Raw genomic sequence first — 20,392 nt, forward strand, 5'->3', positions numbered from 1 at the left:
TAAATGTTTTCAAGTGTAGGCTCTGAGCTTTATTTAATGTTTTTTGCGGGCATAACATTATTAGCTGTGTTAAATCCTTTTGGTAATTTAACGCAATTTTTAGCCATGAGCGATGGCCTACCTTTAACACTTAGAAAGAAACTTTTTAGAACTATACTTTATACAGCATTGGCTATCGTGCTTGCTTTTTTATTTTCAGGACCTTTGTTTATGAATTATATTTTTAGAGTTTCTTTGGATGATTTGAGGGTTTCTGGGGGCTTGGTTTTAATTATAATGGCAATTAAAAATTTATTATTTTCAACCAAACTCGCAACTCAAAGTTTTGATTCTTATCAAGAAATGAATGAGAAAGAAATTTTACGTCAAAGCTTAGTACCTATGGCTTTTCCAATGCTTGTAGGTCCTGGAACTTTAGCTAGTGTGATAGTGATTTCAGAAGACGGTGGTTTAGATGTGGCTTTTGGAGGTGTGATAATAGCTTTTATTTTTATGTTTGCACTTTTTCATTTTGCTGCTACAATTGAAAGAATTGTTGGAAAGCTTATTTTGCATGTTTTTTCTCGTATAGCTCAAGTTTTCATTGTAGCGATGGGATGTAAGATGATTATAATAGGTGTGAAGAATATATTTAATATTTGATGAAGAGCAATAAAAAGCTGATATAAAATATAAATATCAGCAAACAAGCGCAAAAGGATGTTAAAAATTATGTTTGATTGATCAAGGCGTTAAAATTTGTAAATCCGCTTTCTTGATTACACTTTTCTTTTAAAATATCTAAAAATACTTTTCTTTCAATATTTTTAGCCCCCATGAATTCTAAATGTTTGTTATACACTTGACAATCTATGATAAAATCGTAGGGTTTAAGAAGCTCGCAAAGTTTGATTAGGGCTATTTTTGAAGCATTTTTTCTAAGACTTACCATGCTTTCTCCGAAAAAAACTTTGCCTATAATCAGTCCATAAATTCCTCCAATCAATTCTTTATCTTCATAAAGTTCTAAAGTATGGACATGTCCTTGCTTGAAAAGCTCATAATAATTTTCTATAAATTCATCATCAATCCAACTTTGAGGGCGTTTAGTGCGACATAGATGGATAAGATTTAAAAAATCATAATCAAGTTTGATTTGATAAAGATTGATAAATTTTTTCATATTTTTTTGGATATGAATTTCGCTAGGATTTAATATGCATCTAGGATCAGGACACCACCAAGTAACGGGTTTGTTAGTCCATGGAAAAAGCCCAAAATTATAGGCTTTTAAGATAAAATTAGGTTCTAGTTTTTGACTTAAAAAAACGGGTGCGTCTTTAGGCGCATTTACTAGTTTAGAATATAAGGTCGAGCTTTCCATTTTTGTTGAGCTTGATTTTAGCTATTCCGCCTTTTTTGAGTTTGCCAAATAAAATTTCATCGCTGATTTTTTCTCCGATTTCTTCGGAAATAATGCGTTTTAATAATCTTACTCCAAATTCTTTATTGTAAGCTTTTTTTGCTAGGTATAGCTTAGCTTTTTCATCAGCAACCAATTGGATATTTTTAAGATTTTTAGAAATTTCGTCTAATTCTTTTTGAATGATTTTAACAAGTACAGCGTCATCTAGATCGTTAAAATGAAGAATTTTATCAATACGATTGATAAATTCAGGCGCAAAAAAATCTTTGATAGCACGGTTGCTTTTTTCTTCATTTTTACTTAAGAATCCAAGCTCATTGCTTTCTTTAAGTCCTAAATTTGAAGTCATTATTATAATGGTATTTTTAAAGTCGGCTTTAAGGCCACTATTGTCTGTAAGCTCTGCATTGTCAAAGATTTGCAAGAAAGTATTGCTTAAATCAGGGTGAGCTTTTTCTATCTCATCAAAAAGGATAAGGCTGAAAGGATTTTTTCGAACCGCATTGCTTAAAAGTCCCCCATCTTCATATCCAACATATCCTGCAGGAGAACCTATGAGTTTGCTTATGCTGTGCTTTTCTGCATACTCACTCATATCAAAACGTTCTAAATTTAAGCCTAAAAATTCTGCTAAAACCTTGCAAAGTTCAGTTTTTCCAACCCCGCTAGATCCTGTAAATAAAAATACTCCTCGTGGAGTGTTTAAGTTCTTAAATCCTGCAAAACTTTGTTTTAAGGTTGCAACAAGCTTATCAATAACTTCATCTTGGCCAAATATTTTTGCTTTTAAATTAAGACTTAGATTCATCAAGGCTTTGTTTTGATCAAATTCAAACATTTTATGATGATGAGTCATTTTGGCTAAAACTTGTTCTAAATCTTTAATATCAGCATTTTTTTTAGCTTTTGCATTAAGAACATAAGAGGCTCCAAGTTCATCTATGAGATCTATAGCGCTATCAGGAAGGTATTTATCACTGAAAAATTTCTTGCCCCAAACAACAGCTTGTTGAAGTATTTCATCACTAAATTTAATCTTATGAAAATCCTCGTATTTGCTTTTCAAGCCTTGCAAAATTTGAAAAGCTTCCTCTTGACTTGGTTCATCTACATTGATTTTGGCAAAACGACGGCTTAAAGCTTTGTTTTTATCAAAAGTATTTTTATATTCCATGAAAGTCGTTGCACCTATGCATTTTAAAGTGCCATTGCTTAGGGCTGGCTTGAGAAGATTAGAAAAATCTGTATGAGATTCTCCAGTTGCTCCAGCTCCAACTATGGTATGAATTTCATCTATAAATAAAATAGCATTAGGAAGTTTTTGAAGTCCTTCTAAGACTTCTTTGATTCGTTTTTCAAAATCGCCGCGATACTTAGTCCCTGAAAGTAGTCCTGCTATATCTAGACTAAAAATTTTAGCATTTTGTAGATTTTTTGGAACTTTTTTTTCAGCAATAGCTAATGCAAGTCCTTCGACTATGGCAGTTTTTCCAACCCCAGCTTCTCCGATTAAAATAGGATTGTTTTTTTTACGTCTTGATAAAATTTGCACGATGCGTTCAAGCTCAAATTTTCTCCCTATTAAAGGGTCTATTTTACCTTTTTGTGCTAAAAGCGTTAAATCGCTTGCGTAGGAATTTAAATTTTCCATCTCGCTATTTTGTTTAAAATCTTGAATTTTTTCCAAATTCATACCATGTTTTTGTAAAAGAAAGCTCGAATATGTTCTATCATCTTGGATGAGTTTTTCTAAAAAATCGATGATTTTTATTTCATTTTTATGATGAAGAATTTCATCTAAAACTATAGAATTAACAGGTTCGATTTCTTGATCTAAGCTTTGATTTTTTTCTGCTATATAATTTTTAAGCTCACTTTCTAAAAGTTCAAATTCAGCATCTGCGAGCTCTTCAAATATTGATTTAAAATCTGAACTTAGTTTTAATATAGCAAAAAGTACATGCTCACAAGTTATAAATTCATGACGATTGATAGTGCTTAAGTGTTTAGCATTATCAAGGTATTTTTGTAAATTTTCTTGATATTTCATTCTTCTTCCACTCTAGTTTGTAAAGGAAAATTTGCCAATTTAGCAGCATTAGAAACTTTTTTTTGCTTTGAAAGCGCAATTTCTTGAGTGTAAATTCCACAAACTCCACTTCCATTAAGATGAACTTCTAACATAATTTTATTAGCAGTTTCGAAATCATGATAGAAAATATTGATTAAAATTTCAATAACAAAATCCATCGTGGTTACATCATCGTTTAATAATATAACCTTAAACATTTTAGGCTCTTTAAGCTTACTTTTTTCTAATACTTTTAACTTTGGCATTATTTTTCTTTATAAATTTTATTTAAATCATTTTGTATGTAATCTGTTGGAATTTTACCTAAATAAAAATTTGTTGAAGTATTATTATCCCAATAATTGCTAAGTTTTTGATAAATTCCATTTTTCATTACTACTTTAAAGGGTAATTGTTCCATGCTTTGATAATTAATATCTTTTAAAATTTGAGCAACTATGCGATCATTTTGCGAATCATTGCTTAAAAAATAATAAGCTCCATAATCATCAGCAAATTTTTTAACCGTTTCATCGCTTACATTTTCAAAATGTGTTAGTCCCATGATAATAAATTTATTTGAGTTGTTTTTCCAAAGTTTACTAAGCTCTAAGGCTTCTTCCTTACAAGGGGTGCAAAAAGTTCCAAAAAAATCAATCATTAATACTTTATTTTCCTCACCCTCAACAATAAAGCCTTTATCAGTACGAATTAGGGTCTTAGCTCCCCCATTTACACTATTTAATACAATTTTATCACCCTTATTGTATTCTTCAAACATATAATCATTTTGTATATCTTCTTGGTGCGAGCAAGCACTTATAAAAAAACCTATAAAGATAAAAAATGACAATATTGCTTTTTTTTTCATACCCATCCTTTATTTGTAGTTTTTCATAGCAGATCTTGCTTCCATATCTGCTTGTTTTTTCTTTAGACTTTCTCGTTTATCGTGTAGATTTTTTCCTTTAGCTAGAGCTAGTGTGGCTTTAACCTTGTTTTTGTTATTAAAATAAAGATCCAATACCACTAAAGTGTATCCTTCGATACTAACTTTACCCAAAAGCTTATCTATTTGCTTGCGGTGCATTAAAAGTTTTCTAGCGGCTCTTTCATCATGCTTATAGTAAGAATGTGTAGTATTAAGATGTGATATGTGAGCATTTAGTAAAAATAATTCACCCTTAATAATACGCACGAAAGAATCTTTTAAATTTGCCCTTCCAGCACGCAATGCTACAACTTCACTGCCTTTTAAAACCACCCCTGATTCAAAGCGTTCTATAATGCTATAATCAAATAAAGCTTTTTTATTTCTAGCAATGATTTTCATCGATGTACCTTAAAAACACTACTTCCGCTTCCACTTAGAAAAAAACCTTGTTGTAAAAAAAGAAACATTTTAGGATATAAAGTTACACAAGGAGTAAATAAATCATTAAGTTGGGTATTTTTAAATGTTTCTAGAAGTTCTTTTGTGTTTAAATTTTTGTAAATTTTAGCATCAAGAATGCTTTTTTCAAAATTAATTTCCCCTTTGTCAAATTCATCATAAACTTTTTTAGTTTGGCAAGATACTTCAGGAAAGATCCATTCTAAGCTCGGTATAGTATCATTAAATTCTTCTATAATTTCACCGCATCCACTGACATTAGCACTTTCAAAACCACTTAAGAAAAAAGCAATATCACTGCCTAGTTGAGTGCTTAATTTTATAAGTTTTTGAGTGCTTAATTTTAAGTTTAATTCTTCATTAATCAGCATTAAAAAGCTTGCACAATCACTGCTACCTCCCCCAAGTCCTGCACATGCGGGAATATTTTTGATTAATTTTAGGCTTTTGGTTTTAAAAAATTCTTCCAATTCATTTTGGTAGCCATTTTGACAAAGGAGCCAATAAGCTTTTGTGATGATGTTGTCCTCACAATTAAAATTGCTAATGATTTCAAAACCTTTAGGAGAATTAGAGCTTTTATCAACGATATAAATTTCATCAAAAAGATTTTTTAAAAGTATAAAGCGAGATTCTAAAAGATGATATCGTCTTTTATCAAATCCGACAAGTTTTAAAAAAATATTTGCTTTAGCGTATGCTTTCATTGGATCAATTTTTTACTTAAGTCATCTAATTTAACATCGTTTTTTACTACAGAATGTAAATTTTCATCTTTGATTTGAGTAAGGAGTTCTTTTCTTAAAATCATTAGAGATTTTGGAGCGTCAATGCCTATTTTAGCATATCCTTTTCCAGTTTGAACGATTTTAATTTCAATTCCTTCACCAATAACAATACTTTCATTTTCTTTTCGCGATAATATTAACATTTTTCAACCTTATTTAAAAGATATTCTACTTTATTTTCTTTAATATTTATAATACTAAAATATTTTTCATTTTCTATATAGTAAAAGCCCTCATCTTGAAATTTTAATTCTTCTAAGGATATTTTAGTGCCATTTTCAAGTTTTGTTAAATCTTTAATGAAATTAGGCTTTAAATTTAAATATTCTAACACATTTAAGCTTTTTTCGTGATTATAAAAAAATTCTCCCTCGCGGATGCGCTCAAGAGAACTTAAAGTAGCATTAATACCTAATTTTTTAGCAAAAAGCTCACAATAAGATCTTATATAAGCTCCTTCACTAACGCTTAATTCAAGTTGTAAAAAAGGGTGAGTATAATGTATGATTTTGCAAGAGAAAATTTCCATTATACAAGATTTTAACTCGACATTTTCACCTTTTTTGGCAAATTCATAAGCTCTTTTACCTTCTATTCTTTTGGCGCTAAATTGAGGTGGGGTGTAAGAAACTTTTCCTAAAAGTTCCATTTTGATTTGTTCTAAGAGTTTGATATCAAAAGCTTTTATAGGTTTTATTTCTTGTATGTTTTTATTATCAAGACTTAAAGATTTAACCCCAAGCCAAAGTGTTGCTCGGTATGTTTTTGGAGTTTTTTTTAAAAATCTAAAAAGCTTAGTGTATTGCCCAAAAGCAATTATTAAAACTCCCTTAGCAAAGGGATCTAAGGTTCCTGAATAGCCTGCTTTTTTATTTTTATATCTTTTTTTTATCTGGCCTAAAAAAGCATTAGAACTCATTTCTGCGGGTTTAAAAGCAACAAAAATTTTATTCATACGGCTTTTTCCACAAAACTTGCCATAATAATGCGTTCTATTCCGCCAAAATTTATAGTAAGTTTTTCTTCTTTTGCACTTTTGTTGACACTAGTAACGCGTCCTATGCCAAAAATTTTATGTTTTACTAGATCTCCTTTGTGATATCCTTGTTCGGTTTTACTTACAGAGAATTTTTTTGTTAATTGGCTTTCTTCTAAAAAACGACTAGAGTCTAATTCCGTGCGACTTCCTCGGTAAAAACGAGATTTCGCAATGCTTAGTGATAGACATTTTTTAGCACGAGTGATAGCCACATACGCAAGGCGTCTTTCTTCTTCTATATCGCTTTCATTTAAAGGAAAAAATCCTTCTTCAAGTCCTACGATAAATACATGATCAAATTCCAAACCCTTACTCGCATGCACACTCATAAGATATACACATTCGCCCTCAATCCCATCTTGATCGCTTAGCAGTGAAATTTCACTTAAAATATCTTCTAGGGTTGTTTGTGGTTCTTCTTTTATTTTTTCTTTAATGCTTGCATAAAATTCATCAATATTCAATACGCGCTCATCGCCATCTTCTTGAAGAGAGTAAAATTCTTTAAGAGCAAAAAGTTCTTCAAATTTTTCAATCATTTTTTTTAAATCAGAGTATTCTTTAAGTTTATAAATATTTTGTATGAATTTTTTTGCCTCATTTTGTGCTTTTTTAAGAGAAAAAATTCCCACACCACCATCACTTTCGCATAATGCTTCAAAGAGTGAAATTTTTCTTTTTTGCGCATAATCTTCCAAATTCTGTAAAGCTTTTTCACCTATGCTTCTTTTAGGTCTATTGATAATGCGTTTAAAAGATAAATCATCATTAGGGTTGATTAAAATTCTAAAATAGCAAATGAGATCTTTGATTTCAAGTCTTTCATAAAAACGCATTCCACTTAGCAATTTATAAGGAATTTTTTCCTTCATAAAGGCTTCTTCTATGGATCTTGAAAGAGCATTGATACGAAATAAAACAGCAATTTCTCCAGCATAAATGCCCGAATTTAAAAGCTCTTTGATTTTTTTAGCCACCAATGCGCTTTCGTTTTTTTCATTATCCGAACTTAGAATTTGAATATCTTCGCCCTCATCTTTTGTGCAAAGTAGGGTTTTTCCAAGGCGTTTTTTATTGTGCGATATTAGATTGTTAGCAGCTTTTAAAATCATACCCACAGAACGATAATTTTGCTCCAATTTAACAAGTTTTACATTTGAAAATTCACTTTGAAAATTTAAAATGTTTTCTATTTTTGCACCACGCCAGCTATAAATACTTTGATCATCATCGCCTACAACACATATGTTTTCATGAATGCAGCAAAGATTTTTAAGAATTTTGTATTGTAAAGCATTGGTATCTTGATATTCATCGACCGTGATATAACGATAAAAAGAACTTTGCTCTTTGGCGAAATTTTGATCATTTTCTAAAAGAGTATTGGTCAAAAGCAAAAGATCATCAAAATCTACGAAATTGTGTTTGAGTAAATATTCTTGATAATTTTGATAATAAATAGCGATTTTTTGCAAGGCTTGATGTTTGATTTCATTATCTTTTAACAATTCTAGATCACTAAATACATCTTGAACGCTTTTGCTTTCATTTTTAAAATGCGAGATAAACTGAAGAATTTGATGAGGGCTAGTTTTATCATCATTAATGAGTTCTTTTAGAATTTTTTTAGAATCATCATTATCAATGATAATAAAATTATTTTTTCTTCCCAGTCTTTCTATATGGAGTTTTAAAAACAATAAACCAAATTTATGAAAAGTGCAAAGTAAAGGATTTTCATTGCTATTAAGAAGGCTTAAGGCTCTATTTTTCATTACACTTGCAGCTTTATTTGTAAAGGTTAGAGTGAGGGTATTGATAGCAGGAATTCCAACCTCCCCAATCATATAAGCAAGACGCGTTGTGATTGTTTTGGTTTTACCACTACCTGCACCCGCAAGTATAAGCATAGGGCCATCGATATGGCTTGCAGCTTCTTTTTGACTTTCATTTAAACCTGTAAATAAATTCATTTTTTGAAAATGTCTTTGTTTTTAGGGTTGCTTAAGAAGATATTTTTGGATTTTTGTGACTTTGTATTATCTTTGCGTTTGTAAAAGCTAAAGTTAACAAACAAAACACTATTTTCAACTTGAATTTGAGTAATTGCTCCAAGATCTACTTTAACATAGCTAGCAAAATCATCAGGACCAAAACCCGCATGAAATTGTATATGATTTTTTTCTAATTGAATGGACTCAAAAGTATATCCTCCAAGGACAAATAATGCAAAAGGATTTTGCTTGACATCTAAATTTTCAGGCAGCACAGGATCAAAATCAATAAAATTTGTATTAGCCACTACGGAAAATTCTATATTTTCTTGGATTAAGATTGAAAGTAAGTCATAGCAATTTTTTTGCATTAAAGCAATAAAATTTTCATTTTCTAGAATTTTTTCTATCATTATTTTAGCCTCATAAATTCATCGATAAGTTTTTTGATTTCTATTATACCTATTTCCCAAAAGCTCTTATCTTCTATATCAAACCCAAACATTCCCACAAGTTCTTTTGGGCTTACACTTCCTCCAAGAGAAAGCATTTTTATGTAAAGCTCTTTAAAATCGGTGCAAGTATTGCTCTTATAAAGCCCATAAAGTGCAAGTACTAAAAGCTGGGCATAAGCATAAGCGTAGCAGTAAAAAGGACTATGGATAAAATGAGGAATATAACTCCACCAAAGGGCATAATTTTTACTCAGTTCCACGCTTTCACCAAACATTTTTTGAGATTCTTCCATCCAAATTTGAGAAATTTCTTCACTTTTTAGCTCATTTTCATTAGCATGAATGCGTCTTTCAAAACAAGTGAAATTAATCTGTCTATAAAGAGTGGCGAAAATATCTTCAATTTTTGCAGCATAAAGTGCTAATAATTCTTCTTTTTTGAGCTTATTTTTAACATAATCAAATACCAACATTTCAGCAAATACTGAAGCAGTTTCAGCTGTAGTTAAAGGAGTATTTTGATTTAAAAAAGAAACACTATAAGAAAGTTTTTGATGTATAGTGTGTCCTAATTCATGAGCAAGAGTAAAAAGATCACGCCTTCCATCTGTATAATTTAACAAGATAAAAGGATGAGTATCTGGGGTAGCTGAATGTGAAAAAGCACCACTTTGTTTTTTATCTTGTGGATAAACATCTATCCAACCTTTTTCAAATGCTTCTTTTGCAATATCTCCAAAAACAGGGGAGAAATCATAAAAAGCATTTAGAATGATTTTTTTACTTTCTTCAAAACTGAATTTTGCTTCTTTGCCAATGGGTGCATAACGATCATAATCTTTAAGTTTGTTAAAGCCTAAAATTTGTTTTTTTCTTTTATAGAAATTAGATACGAGGTAAAAATGTTTCTGTGTTGTTTGAATCAGCGAATCAACACTTTGCTGGGTGATTTGATTTTGTAAGTGCCTTGGAGTTTCTGCGCTTTCATATCCGCGTAATTTGCAAATATTGCTTAATTCTGTTTTGATCATATTGAAAATAAAAGTGAGCAAATTTAAATTTTTATCAAGGGCTTTGGTAAATTTTTTAGCGGCTTTTTTTCTTATCTTTCTGTCATTATTGTAAAGTTTGCTTAAAATTTCTTCCTCGCTAAGCTTATTGCCTTCGAAAGGAATTTTTAATGCAGCCATGCTTTCATCAAACAATCTACTAAAAGCATTTGCTCCTGTATTTGAAAGATAAAGCATTACGCGTTCTTCTTTTTGGCTTAGATTGTAGTGTTTATTTTGAATGAGATTTTGTAAGTAAAAATCATAACCTTTGCAAAATTCAATCAATTCTTTAGTTTTTTCTTCGCTAAGCTCGCAAAATTCTAGTTCAAAAAATAATAAATTTTCTTCTATTTTTTTACATTCTTGTTCATATTTAGCATAAAAAGAACCCTTAGAACTATCTTTAGCAAAACATAAATAAGCATAAGTCATAATTTTTGAGAGTATTAAGTGTAAATGCTCGTATTCTTTTAGAGCGTTGAGAAAGTCATCAGGGTTTAATTTATCTAAAGCAGTAGAATAATTTTTTTTGAATTCTTTAGATTGTTGAATATAGTTTTGTGTTGTATTTTCTAATTCATCTTCGTTTTTAAACAATACCTCTAAGTCCCAAGTCAACATGCTTTTCCTTCAGTTTTCTAAGATTAATTTTTTTAAAACAGCCATTCTGATTGCAACGCCGTTTTTAACTTGTTTTAAAATTAAAGCTCTTTCATCATCCATCACTTCATCACTTATATCAATATTTCTATGTACAGGGCCAGGATGGAGCAAAATGAGTTTTTTATCTTTAATCAAATCAAGTTTGATACAAAAATCATTCGCATAATCTTTTAAAGAGGCATAAATGATTTTATTATGTCTTTCTGTTTGCGTTCTTAGACTCATTATAATATCGGCTTTTGAGATCAAATCTTCATTTAAAGAATAGGATTTTTTCAAAGGTGAATGAGGCATAAAATGAGGTGGTGCTACAAGGGTGATATCCAAACCAAATCTTGTTAAAAGTTCAGTGTTTGAAGAGGCAACTCTTGAATTTTTAATATCTCCTACAATTAAGATTTTTCTACCTTTAATATCACCTTTAAAATGCTCATAAATTGTAAAAAGATCAAGTAGAGCTTGAGTAGGGTGTGCATGTTTGCCATCTCCGCCATTTACAACAGGACAATGCATATGAGAAGCTAAAATATGAGGCACTCCTGAATTTGCATGTCTTACTATGATAGCATTGGGACTCATAGCGTCTAAATTAGCCGCTGTATCATAGAGTGTTTCGCCTTTACTAGAGCTCGATCTTGAAACATCAAGGCGTAAAATTCTAGCTCCTAGTCTTCTTGCGGCACTTTCAAAGGATGAGAGTGTACGCGTGGAATTTTCAAAGAATATCGTTGTAACACTTTTGCCTTCGAGTAAGGTTCTAGGTTTTTCATCTAAAAAATTTCTTGCTTCTTCAAAAAGCTCCATTATTTCATCATTAGTAAAATCTTTTGTTGTGATGAGATGCCTCATTGTATTTACCTTATATCGTAATTTAACTCATCTTTAGAACAAATAGCACTAAATAAAACATCTGTTGAGCTATTTAGCGCTGTTTCAACACTATCTTGTACTACGCCTATGATAAACCCTATTGCAACTACTTTCATAGCGATATCATAGTCTATATTAAATAAAGAGCAAGCCAAAGGGATAAGTAAAAGCGAACCGCCCGCTACGCCACTTGCGCCACAAGCTGCAAAAGTAGCGATAATACTTAATAAAAAGGCTTGCAAAAAACTTACTTGTATGCCAACGCTATGTGCGGCGCTAAGGCTTAATATAGCTATGGTTACTGCTGCACCTGCCATATTTATCGTTGCTCCAAGAGGGACGGAGATACTATAAAATTCTTTATTGATTCCAAGTTTAGCGCAAAGTGCCATATTTACAGGAATATTTGCAGCTGAGCTTCTTGTAAAAAAAGCAAAAAAAGCGCTGTGTCTTAAGCAGATAAAAATCAAAGGAAAAGGATTTTTTCTAGTATAAATGAAAACAATTAAGGCATTGATTACAAAAGCAACAAAAAGCATAGTAAGCACAAGTAATACCAAGAGTTTTGCATAGCTTAATAAGCCTTGCGCTCCTGTTTGCGCCACAGAATTAGCCACTAAACCAAAAATTCCAAAAGGAGCGAGTTTTACTATAAATTTAACAATTTTTAAAACCCCTTCATTGATATCTACAAAAATTTGTTTTGCTTCTTGCGAGCAATTTTTCAAAGCTATACCACCGCCTATTGCCCAAGCTAAAATTCCTAAATAATTTCCACTTGAAAGCGCATTGATAGGATTATCTACTATATTTAAAAGTAAATTCTTAAAAATTTCATTTAAATGCATAGGAGAAGTATTTTCCGCTTTTTGAACTCCTTCTAAGATTAATTCTACAGGAAACATAAAACTTGCAATCACCGCACATGCTGCTGCTAAAAAAGTTCCTACAATATATAAAATGACAATATTTCTTATCTTAGAACTACTTTGAGAAAAATCTCTCGTGCAAATTGAAGTTAGAATGAGTATAAAGACAAGAATAGGAGCTATAGCTTTTAAAGCATTGGTAAATAAAACTCCTAGCAAGTTGACAATTTCGGCCATTTCTTTAGAGCTTATTCCTACGAGTATGCCTAGAATTATACCTGCGCAGATTTGAAGGATTAGACTACCTTTGGCGTAGCTTTGAACTAGTTTTGAGAACATAAGAACCTTTATTATTTTGAAATTTGATGCAATATATCGGACTTGATTTTAACGAACTTTTGCTTAATTTTAGTGAATTTTTTAAAGCATTAAGCTTGAATAAATTTATTTGAGCTAGAATTGTAACTCATTTTTTATGAAAGGACTTTTTATGTATCTATTCACTTCAGAAGTCGTAAGCGCAGGTCATCCAGACAAATGTGCTGATATAATCGCTGATACAATAGTGGATATACTCTTGAAAAATGACAAAAATTCAAGGGTGGCGAGTGAGGTTTTTGTCGCAGGAAATAAGGTTGTGATAGGAGGAGAAGTTAAATCAAATCACAAGCTTAGTAAAGCTGATTACGATAATTTAGTTAAAGATGTTTTGAAAAATATAGGCTATGATGGAGCAGGATATTTTAGTAAAGAACAATGTTTGCATCCTGATGAAGTCGATGTTATGGTATTTTTAAATGAGCAAAGCCCTGATATTAATCAAGGTGTAGATCAAGAAGATGGCGAAACAGGTGCTGGGGATCAAGGTATTATGTTTGGTTTTGCAAGTTGTGAAGCTAAAGAGTATATGCCAGCAGCTATAAGCTATGCAAGAGCGCTTTGCGATAAGGTTTATACTTATGCAAAAGCTCATCCACAAGAACTGGGTGTAGATATTAAAACTCAAGTGACTATTGATTATGGCACAAAGGCGAATTTTGAAAATTGCAAACCACAAAGTATTCATACTATTGTTGTTTCTGTGCCTTGTGTTGAAAGTATGAAAATAGAGGATTTAAGAGCTTTGGTCAATAAATTAATCCTAGAAAGTGATTTACCCAAAGAACTTTTTAATCCTGAAAAAACTAGGATTTTGATCAATCCAACAGGAAAATATGTCAATCACTCTTCTTTGCATGATAGTGGTTTAACCGGAAGAAAACTTATAGTAGATAGTTTTGGGGGATACGCTCCTATAGGAGGGGGTGCACAATCTAGCAAGGATTATACTAAGGTTGATAGAAGTGGACTTTATGCAGGTAGATGGCTTGCTAAAAATATAGTTGCAGCAGGACTTGCTAAAAAGTGTATAGTTCAACTCAGCTATGCTATAGGTGTTGCTAAACCCACTTCTGTAAGCGTAGATTGTTTAGGAACTAATACAGGAGTAAATGATGATGTTTTGAGTGATTTTGTAATGCAAAATTTCTCTTTGACGCCAAATTGGATTCGTGATAAATTTGGTCTTGATAAACCTAGCAAAGACACTTTTCTTTATGCTGATGTAGCAGCTCGCGGACAAGTAGGACAAAAGGATTATCCTTGGGAAAAACTTGATGCTGTGGAGCAATTTAAGACTTTAATTAAATAAGCCTTGTTTTTCAAGGCTTATCATACTTCAAGATTTGTTTTAATACAAAACCAATTTAACCCACAATTTTATCAATAGACTTATTGAGATTGTAAAAGAATATATAGGCAAAAGTATCCACGATACAAGGTATGATAGTCCATTTCTTATGAATATCAAGAAGATAAAAAAAACTTGTTTGTAATAGCTGAAAGAAAAGAAGACAAGCGATTATTTAAATATTTAACAAGAGATTTTAAAGACTTAAAAGCCTTGCAAAAAGCAAAGGATAAAGCCAAAGATTTTTATCTTGATAGTCAAATGGTTAAAAATTCTAAAAAAATGCAAGGGATATTAAAAGGCTTGATTGATAAAAATAATTCTTAAGCCTTAATATCTATACTTTTTGGTGCAGAATTTAAAGAAAGAATTTTATTAAATTCCCCTGTATCATCATTGCTAAATTTCGCACCAAAAAGAATTTCTAACTCATCGCTTGTGCTAAATTTATTTTCTAGTAGCTTTTTTAAAAGCTCATTCATTTTATTATCATCTTTGTAGGTTTCGCTTTTGCTTTCACCTTGTATAGGTTTAAAAGGCTTTTCTTTGTCTTCTTCTGAAGTTTCTTTGTTATTTATATTTTTTAAAGGATTGCTATAATCTATACCTTGCGCCTTTTCTGCTTCTTCTAGTGATTTTACAAACTCATCGTGTCTTTGTTTGAAGTCTAAATATTTTTCTTTAAACTCATCTAGGCTCATATTAGAGTTAATCATTTCTTTGTGCTCTTTAGCCAATTCTCTAGCAAGTTTTATAAGTTCTTTATTTCCAGTGTTTTGACTTCGTAAAATATTAAATTGCATTGAAAGTTGTTCGCTGAAAATATCCCAATATGTATCACCTATGCTAGAATTTTCTAAAAATGTATTTTTGATATGATTTTTATCCATAAAATTTTGAAAGGCTTCACGCTCTTCATCACTAATATTTTTATCAAATGTAATTTTTCCAAGTATCTTAGTATCACCCTCTAATAAGTCATGGGTTGCACCAAATTTTTGAGAGTTAAGAAATGCCATCAAAACCCCACCTTTATCTACGCTACCATCTGTATTAGTATAAAAATTTTTATAGAGATTAACATCGCCATTTTTATTGAAAATATTTTCGGAGTTAATATTTTCAAAATACGAACCATTCCATACATTGAAGCTAACATTGATTTTATCGGCTGTTAAGGTTATATTCTCGTATTCATCTTTGGTGTAAATTTTAGTTACATTATAATTTTTATCCATACTAAAAGCAAAAGGGATATTTGCTAAATCTTCTGCAGAAAAGCTAGAGTTGGAAGTTTGGGGAGCGAGTTGAGAAAAAACTTTATAGGCATTTTTAAATGTTTTAGCTATATCAATTTTGCTATACATAGCCAAAAACTGCTCTCCGCTTTCTTGAAATTTCACAAAACTTTCAACATCTTTAGTATAAATTTTATAATCTTGCGGTAATCCTACAGCTTCGTTAAAATCACTTGTAAAAAATCCATCTTTATCTACACCATAACCTAAGATTTTATCTATCGCTTGTGATTTATCGCTTACAAGGTTTGAAGTTTCATTGATGGTATTAGATGATTTTGTATTTGAAGTATTATTGCTAAAAGTATTTGTGTAATTGTAGTTTGAATAAGAATTTATACCATTAATCATTTTGCCACCTTATAAAAATAAGATTTACAAGATAAATCGGCAAAAATGATTTTTTATTAAGCAAAAATTATACTTAATGAGGAATTTTTGCTGTTAATCCACCATCAATCAAATAAAATCCACCAGTTATAAAGAGCTTGCTTTTAGACTTGTTAAAAAATAAATCAGTTCAGCTATTTCATTGTGGTTCATCATGTGCAATGTTGTCAAAGTTTTGAAACAATCTTTTTGTCATTGGCGTTTTGAGAGTTCTTGTACATACAGTATTTATTCTAATTTTTGGTGCAAAGATAAAAATTTCTAACTTTTATCTTGCTTGTTAAAATAATTTTTAATCTTTTGCACAAATTTTTCTTTAGGTTTTATCACGCCACTTTCCTTGCCATTTGTGGCATGATATACGCTAACTCCATGTTTGCTTGCATAAAATTGCATGAGTAGTTTTTGTAGTTTGTATTCACTAGAATAATTAAACCAAGCATTATTGCTTATAGCTATGATAATTTTTGAATTTTTATAATTTTGTTCTTTTGTAGCCTCATAACAAATAGCATTGGTAATGATTTGATCATTGAGTTTATATTTGCTTTGTAATGGTCCTTGATCAAATTCTGCTATATTGGGTAAAAAGTATTTTTGTATTGTTTCTTTAAAAAATGGAATGTCCTCCCCAAAAGGTACTAAAAAATGTTTATTGAGTATATAGCTATTGCCTCCTTTGAAAATATATGTGCTATTGTAAGTTTTACCCTCTTGTATGTTAAATGCTCCAGTTATGATGATAATTTGATGTGATAGTTCTTTTAGCATTTTCTCGTATGAGGTATTTTTGAGGTTAAATGCAAAAGCGGTTTCTGGTAAGATGATGAGTTCTTTTTTTTCATTGATAGCTTGGATAATTTCCTTGATTAAATTATCTGAATTTACAGATACATTTTCTTGAAGGAATTTTTGATCTTGAGATATATCTGTAGAAATAAGCTTATAGGATAGATTTAAATCTTCTGATTTTTTTTCATCGTATTGAAAACCTATAGAAAATACAATCAAAAGAATAGCAATTTTATAATATCTTGAAATATAATTTTCATGAATAATATATGCTAGTAAAAAAATACAAATAATACCACGATAGCTAGGATCAAAAAAACCATATACAGTATAAATTCCCCAATTAAGCCAATCAAAGCCTAAAGGATGAATAAAACTTAAACAAAAAATTCCACAAAGGCGTAAAAAATCAAATTTAAGTAAATAACAAATTCTAAAGAGTATTCCATAAACTATACCTATAAGGATAATCACTATAGGCACTAAATAATTTAAATCAAAATAAATCGAAGAAAGCCCTATCCACCAAAACCAAAGCACCCCTACAAAAAATCCTATCCAAAAATATTGCTTAGGACTTTTGCTTTTTAAAAGTAAAACTAAGCCCCAAATTGCGAGGAATGAACTGATAGCTTGGGTAAAAATATTTTCAAAAAAAGATAAATAAATACAATTTGAAAGTAAAAATGCTATAAAAAAGACTTTTATTATTTTAAAAATGGTAGAATTAGTGTTTAATTTTTTTGGAATAAAGGAAAAATATGGCAGAAAATTCAATTTTAACTTCATTGTTACCTCTTGTTGTGCTATTTGCAATTTTTTATTTTTTGGTTATAAGACCACAACAAAAACAAGCAAAAGCACATAAGCAAATGCTAGAATCCCTTCAAAAAGGCGATAAGATTATCACCAATGGTGGACTTATTTGTGAAGTCGTAAAACCAGAGGACGATTTTATCAAAGTTAAGCTTAATGAAGACAATGTTACTGCAAAAATTTCAAGAGAATTTATAGCAAAGAAAATTGATGCGTAATTCTAAAATCACTTATCGATTAGTTGTTTTTATTGCGGTATTTATTTTTGGAGTTGTTTTTTCGCTCCCTTCTTTTTTGCAATCCGAGCGAGGAGCGAAAATCAATTTAGGGCTTGATTTGCAAGGCGGACTTTATATGCTTTTGGGTGTAGATAATCAAGAAGCTGTAAAATCTAAAATCAAATCCGTCGCTTCTTCTTTGAGTTATTCTTTTAATAAAGAGAATATTTTAAATGATGGATTAAATATTCACGATGATAGTTTGGATTTTACTTTATTGGATAATGCAGATATAGTTAAGACCGAAAATTTACTCAAAGAAATTAATGGGCTTAATGTGCAAAGAGAAGATATGCATTATATAGTTTCTTTTACCCCAGAAGAGGTTAAAAGTATAGAAAATTTTGCTCTTTTGCAAGCAGTTGAGACGATTAGAAATCGTTTGGATCAATTTGGTTTAGCAGAACCGACGGTCGCAAAACAAGGTGAAGATAAAATTCTGGTCGAATTAGCAGGAATTAAAACCAAAGAAGATGAATTAAGAGCTAAAGAGCGCATTACTAAAGCAGCTCATTTGCAACTCATGGAGGTAGATGATTCTAAAATGAGTCAAGCTTCTAATATGAGCGATGCTGAAGCAGCGAGTTATGGGCTTGTTTTGGTTCCTGATTCTAGAAATCCAAATTTAAAGTATCCTTTAAAAAATATTCCTATTTTAGATGGTTCTATGCTTACAGATGCTAGAGTAGGACTTAGTGATAAAAGTAATTATCCTGTTATTAATTTTACTTTAAATGCTGAAGGTTCTAAGAAATTTGCTGATTATACAGGGGCAAATGTTGGAAAGCGTTTGGCTATCGTGCTAGATAATAAAGTATATTCTGCTCCATCGATTAATGAACGCATAGGTGGTGGAAGTGGTCAAATCAGCGGGGCTTTTACTCAAGAAGAGGCGCGAGATGTAGCTGTGGCTTTAAGAAGTGGGGCTTTATTGGCACCGGTTAAACTTTTAGAACAAAGAAGTATAGGTCCATCTTTGGGTGCTGATAGTATCAAAATGAGTATGATAGCTCTTATAGGTGCTTCGATTTTTATCGTAGTATTTATGGTGCTTTATTATGGTATGGCAGGAATTTTTGCCAATATCGCAATGCTTGTTAATGTTTTGGTTGTTGTGGCTGTGATGGCAATGTTTGGCGCAACCTTGACCTTACCAGGTATGGCAGGACTTGTTTTAACTGTGGGCATGGCTGTTGATGCTAATGTTATTATTAATGAGCGTATTCGAGAGCTTTTGCGCGAAGGGGCAAATATCAAAGCAAGCATAGAGCAAGGTTATAAAAATGCTATGAGTGCGATAATAGATTCTAATATCACTTCTCTTGTAACTTCCATAGCACTTTATGCTTATGGAACAGGTGCTGTTAAAGGATTTGCAGTGACTTTGGGGATTGGTATTGTTGTTTCTATGATTACTGCTATTTGGGGAACGCATGGAATGTTTGATTATTTTATGCGCCGCATTGAAAAAAGTAATAATACAAGATTTTGGTTTGGTTATAGGAGAAAATAATGCAGTTTTTTAGCGAAAAGAAAATTTATGATTTTATGAGAATGCGTTTTGCTGCAATTTCTCTTTCTATTGTTTTATTTTTTGGTTCTATTTATTTGCTTTGGGATAGAGGTTTGCAATTTGGTATTGATTTTAGTGGGGGTACTTTAATCCAACTTAAATACGATACAGCAGCTCCTATTCCTCAAATTCGTGAAATTTTAGAAAAACAAGGCAGTTTCCAAAATTTATCTGTAACCGAATTTGGAAGTAAAGAAGAGATTACTATTCGTTTTTTAGGAAGTAATGATAGCTTAGGTAGTGATATAGGTGAGCATATTAGTACTCTTTTAAAAGATACGGGCAAATTTGAAGTGCGTCGTGCTGATGTCGTGGGTCCAAAAGTGGGCGATGAGCTTAGAAATAAGGGTATTATGGCTATCATTGTATCCTTAGTCGCTATTTTGATTTATATTGCAATACGCTTTGAATGGCGTTTTGCATTAGCAGCAATTATTAGCGAAATTCACGATGTTGTGATTACTTTGGGAGCGATTTCATTATTTAAAATTGATGTCAATTTAGATACTTTGGCTGCAGTTTTAACAGTGCTTGGATATTCCTTAAATGATACAATTATCATTTTTGATAGAATCAGAGAAGGGATTAAGACAAGTAAAAAAAGCGAACTTGCTCCTATTATCAACGAAAGTGTCTCAGCAACCTTATCTAGAACAGTATTGACTTCAGGACTTACTTTGGCTACTGTTGTGATACTTTATTTTTTTGGCGGAGAGATGATACAAGGTTTTTCTTTGGCTTTGATAGTGGGTATTGTTGTAGGAACTTTAAGTTCAATTTTTGTAGCTAGTCCAACTTTACTTTGGTTTAAATTCAGTGTTATTGATTTTAGAAATAAAGAACTTGAAAAACTTAAAAGAAAGCAAGAAAAAGAACGCAATCGTGCAATGTATGAAAAAGGAACGGTTTAAAGGAAG

Annotated in this window: 21 protein-coding genes; 6 read left to right on the plus strand and 15 right to left on the minus strand. The window is 31.1% G+C overall.

Translation table 11 applies throughout. The features are described from left to right. Positions 1-3: 3 nt before the first annotated feature. Complete coding sequence (locus AAID94_03360) at positions 4-642, plus strand: MarC family protein (GenBank protein XAK24570.1); 639 nt, start codon at positions 4-6, stop codon at positions 640-642. 67 nt (positions 643-709) lie between these two features. Here AAID94_03360 and aat read toward each other — a convergent pair whose 3' ends face one another. From aat to sstT, 13 genes are read right to left on the minus strand one after another with little or no spacing between them, the layout of a single operon-like run. After that, a complete protein-coding gene (gene aat, locus AAID94_03365; protein ID XAK24571.1) occupies positions 710-1,363 on the minus strand; it encodes a leucyl/phenylalanyl-tRNA--protein transferase in 654 nt (217 codons plus the stop codon). Then, positions 1,338-3,455 (minus strand): AAA family ATPase, encoded by a 2,118-nt coding sequence (locus AAID94_03370; protein ID XAK24572.1) that lies wholly within the window; start codon positions 3,453-3,455, stop codon positions 1,338-1,340. The genes aat and AAID94_03370 overlap by 26 nt, the downstream gene beginning before the upstream one ends. Next, positions 3,452-3,742: an ATP-dependent Clp protease adaptor ClpS gene (locus tag AAID94_03375; protein XAK24573.1), complete on the minus strand. Its 291-nt coding sequence runs from the start codon at positions 3,740-3,742 to the stop codon at positions 3,452-3,454. Before AAID94_03375 ends, AAID94_03370 begins: the two co-directional genes overlap by 4 nt. After that, on the minus strand, positions 3,742-4,347 hold the full coding sequence (locus tag AAID94_03380) for a redoxin domain-containing protein (GenBank protein ID XAK24574.1): 606 nt from the start codon (positions 4,345-4,347) through the stop codon (positions 3,742-3,744). Before AAID94_03380 ends, AAID94_03375 begins: the two co-directional genes overlap by 1 nt. 9 nt (positions 4,348-4,356) lie before the next feature. Then, on the minus strand, positions 4,357-4,809 hold the full coding sequence (smpB, locus tag AAID94_03385; protein ID XAK24575.1) for an SsrA-binding protein SmpB: 453 nt from the start codon (positions 4,807-4,809) through the stop codon (positions 4,357-4,359). Next, positions 4,806-5,576: a 4-(cytidine 5'-diphospho)-2-C-methyl-D-erythritol kinase gene (locus AAID94_03390; protein ID XAK24576.1), complete on the minus strand. Its 771-nt coding sequence runs from the start codon at positions 5,574-5,576 to the stop codon at positions 4,806-4,808. Before AAID94_03390 ends, smpB begins: the two co-directional genes overlap by 4 nt. Continuing rightward, positions 5,573-5,800: a carbon storage regulator CsrA gene (gene csrA, locus AAID94_03395; protein XAK24577.1), complete on the minus strand. Its 228-nt coding sequence runs from the start codon at positions 5,798-5,800 to the stop codon at positions 5,573-5,575. The genes AAID94_03390 and csrA overlap by 4 nt, the downstream gene beginning before the upstream one ends. Further along, the gene (gene truB, locus AAID94_03400; GenBank protein ID XAK24578.1) at positions 5,794-6,612 is read right to left on the minus strand and encodes a tRNA pseudouridine(55) synthase TruB; all 819 of its coding nucleotides are present in this window, start codon (positions 6,610-6,612) and stop codon (positions 5,794-5,796) included. Before truB ends, csrA begins: the two co-directional genes overlap by 7 nt. Further along, a complete protein-coding gene (locus AAID94_03405; protein XAK24579.1) occupies positions 6,609-8,669 on the minus strand; it encodes a UvrD-helicase domain-containing protein in 2,061 nt (686 codons plus the stop codon). Before AAID94_03405 ends, truB begins: the two co-directional genes overlap by 4 nt. Beyond that, complete coding sequence (locus AAID94_03410; GenBank protein ID XAK24580.1) at positions 8,666-9,103, minus strand: hypothetical protein; 438 nt, start codon at positions 9,101-9,103, stop codon at positions 8,666-8,668. The genes AAID94_03405 and AAID94_03410 overlap by 4 nt, the downstream gene beginning before the upstream one ends. Continuing rightward, the gene (locus tag AAID94_03415; protein ID XAK24581.1) at positions 9,103-10,818 is read right to left on the minus strand and encodes a M3 family oligoendopeptidase; all 1,716 of its coding nucleotides are present in this window, start codon (positions 10,816-10,818) and stop codon (positions 9,103-9,105) included. Before AAID94_03415 ends, AAID94_03410 begins: the two co-directional genes overlap by 1 nt. Before the next feature lie 9 nt (positions 10,819-10,827). After that, a complete protein-coding gene (locus AAID94_03420) occupies positions 10,828-11,709 on the minus strand; it encodes an aspartate carbamoyltransferase catalytic subunit (GenBank protein ID XAK24582.1) in 882 nt (293 codons plus the stop codon). A gap of 5 nt (positions 11,710-11,714) precedes the next feature. Continuing rightward, positions 11,715-12,938 (minus strand): serine/threonine transporter SstT, encoded by a 1,224-nt coding sequence (gene sstT / locus AAID94_03425; GenBank protein ID XAK24583.1) that lies wholly within the window; start codon positions 12,936-12,938, stop codon positions 11,715-11,717. A gap of 151 nt (positions 12,939-13,089) precedes the next feature. On the opposite strand from sstT, the gene metK reads away from it, so the two are divergent. Together metK and AAID94_03435 are read left to right on the plus strand one after the other, a co-directional pair. Continuing rightward, on the plus strand, positions 13,090-14,289 hold the full coding sequence (metK, locus tag AAID94_03430) for a methionine adenosyltransferase (GenBank protein ID XAK24584.1): 1,200 nt from the start codon (positions 13,090-13,092) through the stop codon (positions 14,287-14,289). A 183-nt stretch (positions 14,290-14,472) separates the two neighbouring features. Beyond that, complete coding sequence (locus AAID94_03435) at positions 14,473-14,655, plus strand: hypothetical protein (GenBank protein ID XAK24769.1); 183 nt, start codon at positions 14,473-14,475, stop codon at positions 14,653-14,655. On the opposite strand, the gene AAID94_03440 is transcribed toward AAID94_03435, so the two are convergent. Both AAID94_03440 and AAID94_03445 read right to left on the minus strand, forming a co-directional pair. Further along, positions 14,652-15,977: a hypothetical protein gene (locus AAID94_03440; protein ID XAK24585.1), complete on the minus strand. Its 1,326-nt coding sequence runs from the start codon at positions 15,975-15,977 to the stop codon at positions 14,652-14,654. The genes AAID94_03435 and AAID94_03440 overlap by 4 nt on opposite strands. 300 nt (positions 15,978-16,277) lie before the next feature. Beyond that, positions 16,278-17,597, minus strand: coding sequence for an apolipoprotein N-acyltransferase (locus AAID94_03445; GenBank protein XAK24586.1), 1,320 nt, complete (start codon positions 17,595-17,597; stop codon positions 16,278-16,280). On the opposite strand from AAID94_03445, the gene yajC reads away from it, so the two are divergent. Genes yajC through secF form a run of 3 tightly spaced genes read left to right on the plus strand, consistent with a single transcriptional unit; the run spans position 17,570 to position 20,386 of the window. Next, positions 17,570-17,842: a preprotein translocase subunit YajC gene (yajC, locus tag AAID94_03450; GenBank protein XAK24587.1), complete on the plus strand. Its 273-nt coding sequence runs from the start codon at positions 17,570-17,572 to the stop codon at positions 17,840-17,842. The genes AAID94_03445 and yajC overlap by 28 nt on opposite strands. Then, on the plus strand, positions 17,835-19,415 hold the full coding sequence (secD, locus tag AAID94_03455; protein ID XAK24588.1) for a protein translocase subunit SecD: 1,581 nt from the start codon (positions 17,835-17,837) through the stop codon (positions 19,413-19,415). Before yajC ends, secD begins: the two co-directional genes overlap by 8 nt. Then, complete coding sequence (gene secF, locus AAID94_03460; GenBank protein XAK24589.1) at positions 19,415-20,386, plus strand: protein translocase subunit SecF; 972 nt, start codon at positions 19,415-19,417, stop codon at positions 20,384-20,386. Before secD ends, secF begins: the two co-directional genes overlap by 1 nt. Positions 20,387-20,392: the final 6 nt, after the last annotated feature.

The sequence above is a fragment of the Campylobacter coli genome, assembly GCA_039516895.1.
In the GTDB taxonomy this organism is placed as follows: domain Bacteria; phylum Campylobacterota; class Campylobacteria; order Campylobacterales; family Campylobacteraceae; genus Campylobacter_D; species Campylobacter_D coli_B.

Excerpts from the sequence above, each read along its gene's own strand:
- AAID94_03360 (XAK24570.1), top strand. The coding sequence starts at position 4 with ATGTTTTCAAGTGTAGGCTCTGAGCTTTATTTAATGTTTTTTGCGGGC.
- aat (XAK24571.1), bottom strand. The coding sequence starts at position 1,363 with ATGGAAAGCTCGACCTTATATTCTAAACTAGTAAATGCGCCTAAAGAC.
- AAID94_03370 (XAK24572.1), bottom strand. The coding sequence starts at position 3,455 with ATGAAATATCAAGAAAATTTACAAAAATACCTTGATAATGCTAAACAC.
- AAID94_03375 (XAK24573.1), bottom strand. The coding sequence starts at position 3,742 with ATGCCAAAGTTAAAAGTATTAGAAAAAAGTAAGCTTAAAGAGCCTAAA.
- AAID94_03380 (XAK24574.1), bottom strand. The coding sequence starts at position 4,347 with ATGAAAAAAAAAGCAATATTGTCATTTTTTATCTTTATAGGTTTTTTT.
- smpB (XAK24575.1), bottom strand. The coding sequence starts at position 4,809 with ATGAAAATCATTGCTAGAAATAAAAAAGCTTTATTTGATTATAGCATT.
- AAID94_03390 (XAK24576.1), bottom strand. The coding sequence starts at position 5,576 with ATGAAAGCATACGCTAAAGCAAATATTTTTTTAAAACTTGTCGGATTT.
- csrA (XAK24577.1), bottom strand. The coding sequence starts at position 5,800 with ATGTTAATATTATCGCGAAAAGAAAATGAAAGTATTGTTATTGGTGAA.
- truB (XAK24578.1), bottom strand. The coding sequence starts at position 6,612 with ATGAATAAAATTTTTGTTGCTTTTAAACCCGCAGAAATGAGTTCTAAT.
- AAID94_03405 (XAK24579.1), bottom strand. The coding sequence starts at position 8,669 with ATGAATTTATTTACAGGTTTAAATGAAAGTCAAAAAGAAGCTGCAAGC.
- AAID94_03410 (XAK24580.1), bottom strand. The coding sequence starts at position 9,103 with ATGATAGAAAAAATTCTAGAAAATGAAAATTTTATTGCTTTAATGCAA.
- AAID94_03415 (XAK24581.1), bottom strand. The coding sequence starts at position 10,818 with ATGTTGACTTGGGACTTAGAGGTATTGTTTAAAAACGAAGATGAATTA.
- AAID94_03420 (XAK24582.1), bottom strand. The coding sequence starts at position 11,709 with ATGAGGCATCTCATCACAACAAAAGATTTTACTAATGATGAAATAATG.
- sstT (XAK24583.1), bottom strand. The coding sequence starts at position 12,938 with ATGTTCTCAAAACTAGTTCAAAGCTACGCCAAAGGTAGTCTAATCCTT.
- metK (XAK24584.1), top strand. The coding sequence starts at position 13,090 with ATGTATCTATTCACTTCAGAAGTCGTAAGCGCAGGTCATCCAGACAAA.
- AAID94_03440 (XAK24585.1), bottom strand. The coding sequence starts at position 15,977 with ATGATTAATGGTATAAATTCTTATTCAAACTACAATTACACAAATACT.
- yajC (XAK24587.1), top strand. The coding sequence starts at position 17,570 with ATGGCAGAAAATTCAATTTTAACTTCATTGTTACCTCTTGTTGTGCTA.
- AAID94_03445 (XAK24586.1), bottom strand. The coding sequence starts at position 17,597 with ATGAAGTTAAAATTGAATTTTCTGCCATATTTTTCCTTTATTCCAAAA.
- secD (XAK24588.1), top strand. The coding sequence starts at position 17,835 with ATGCGTAATTCTAAAATCACTTATCGATTAGTTGTTTTTATTGCGGTA.
- secF (XAK24589.1), top strand. The coding sequence starts at position 19,415 with ATGCAGTTTTTTAGCGAAAAGAAAATTTATGATTTTATGAGAATGCGT.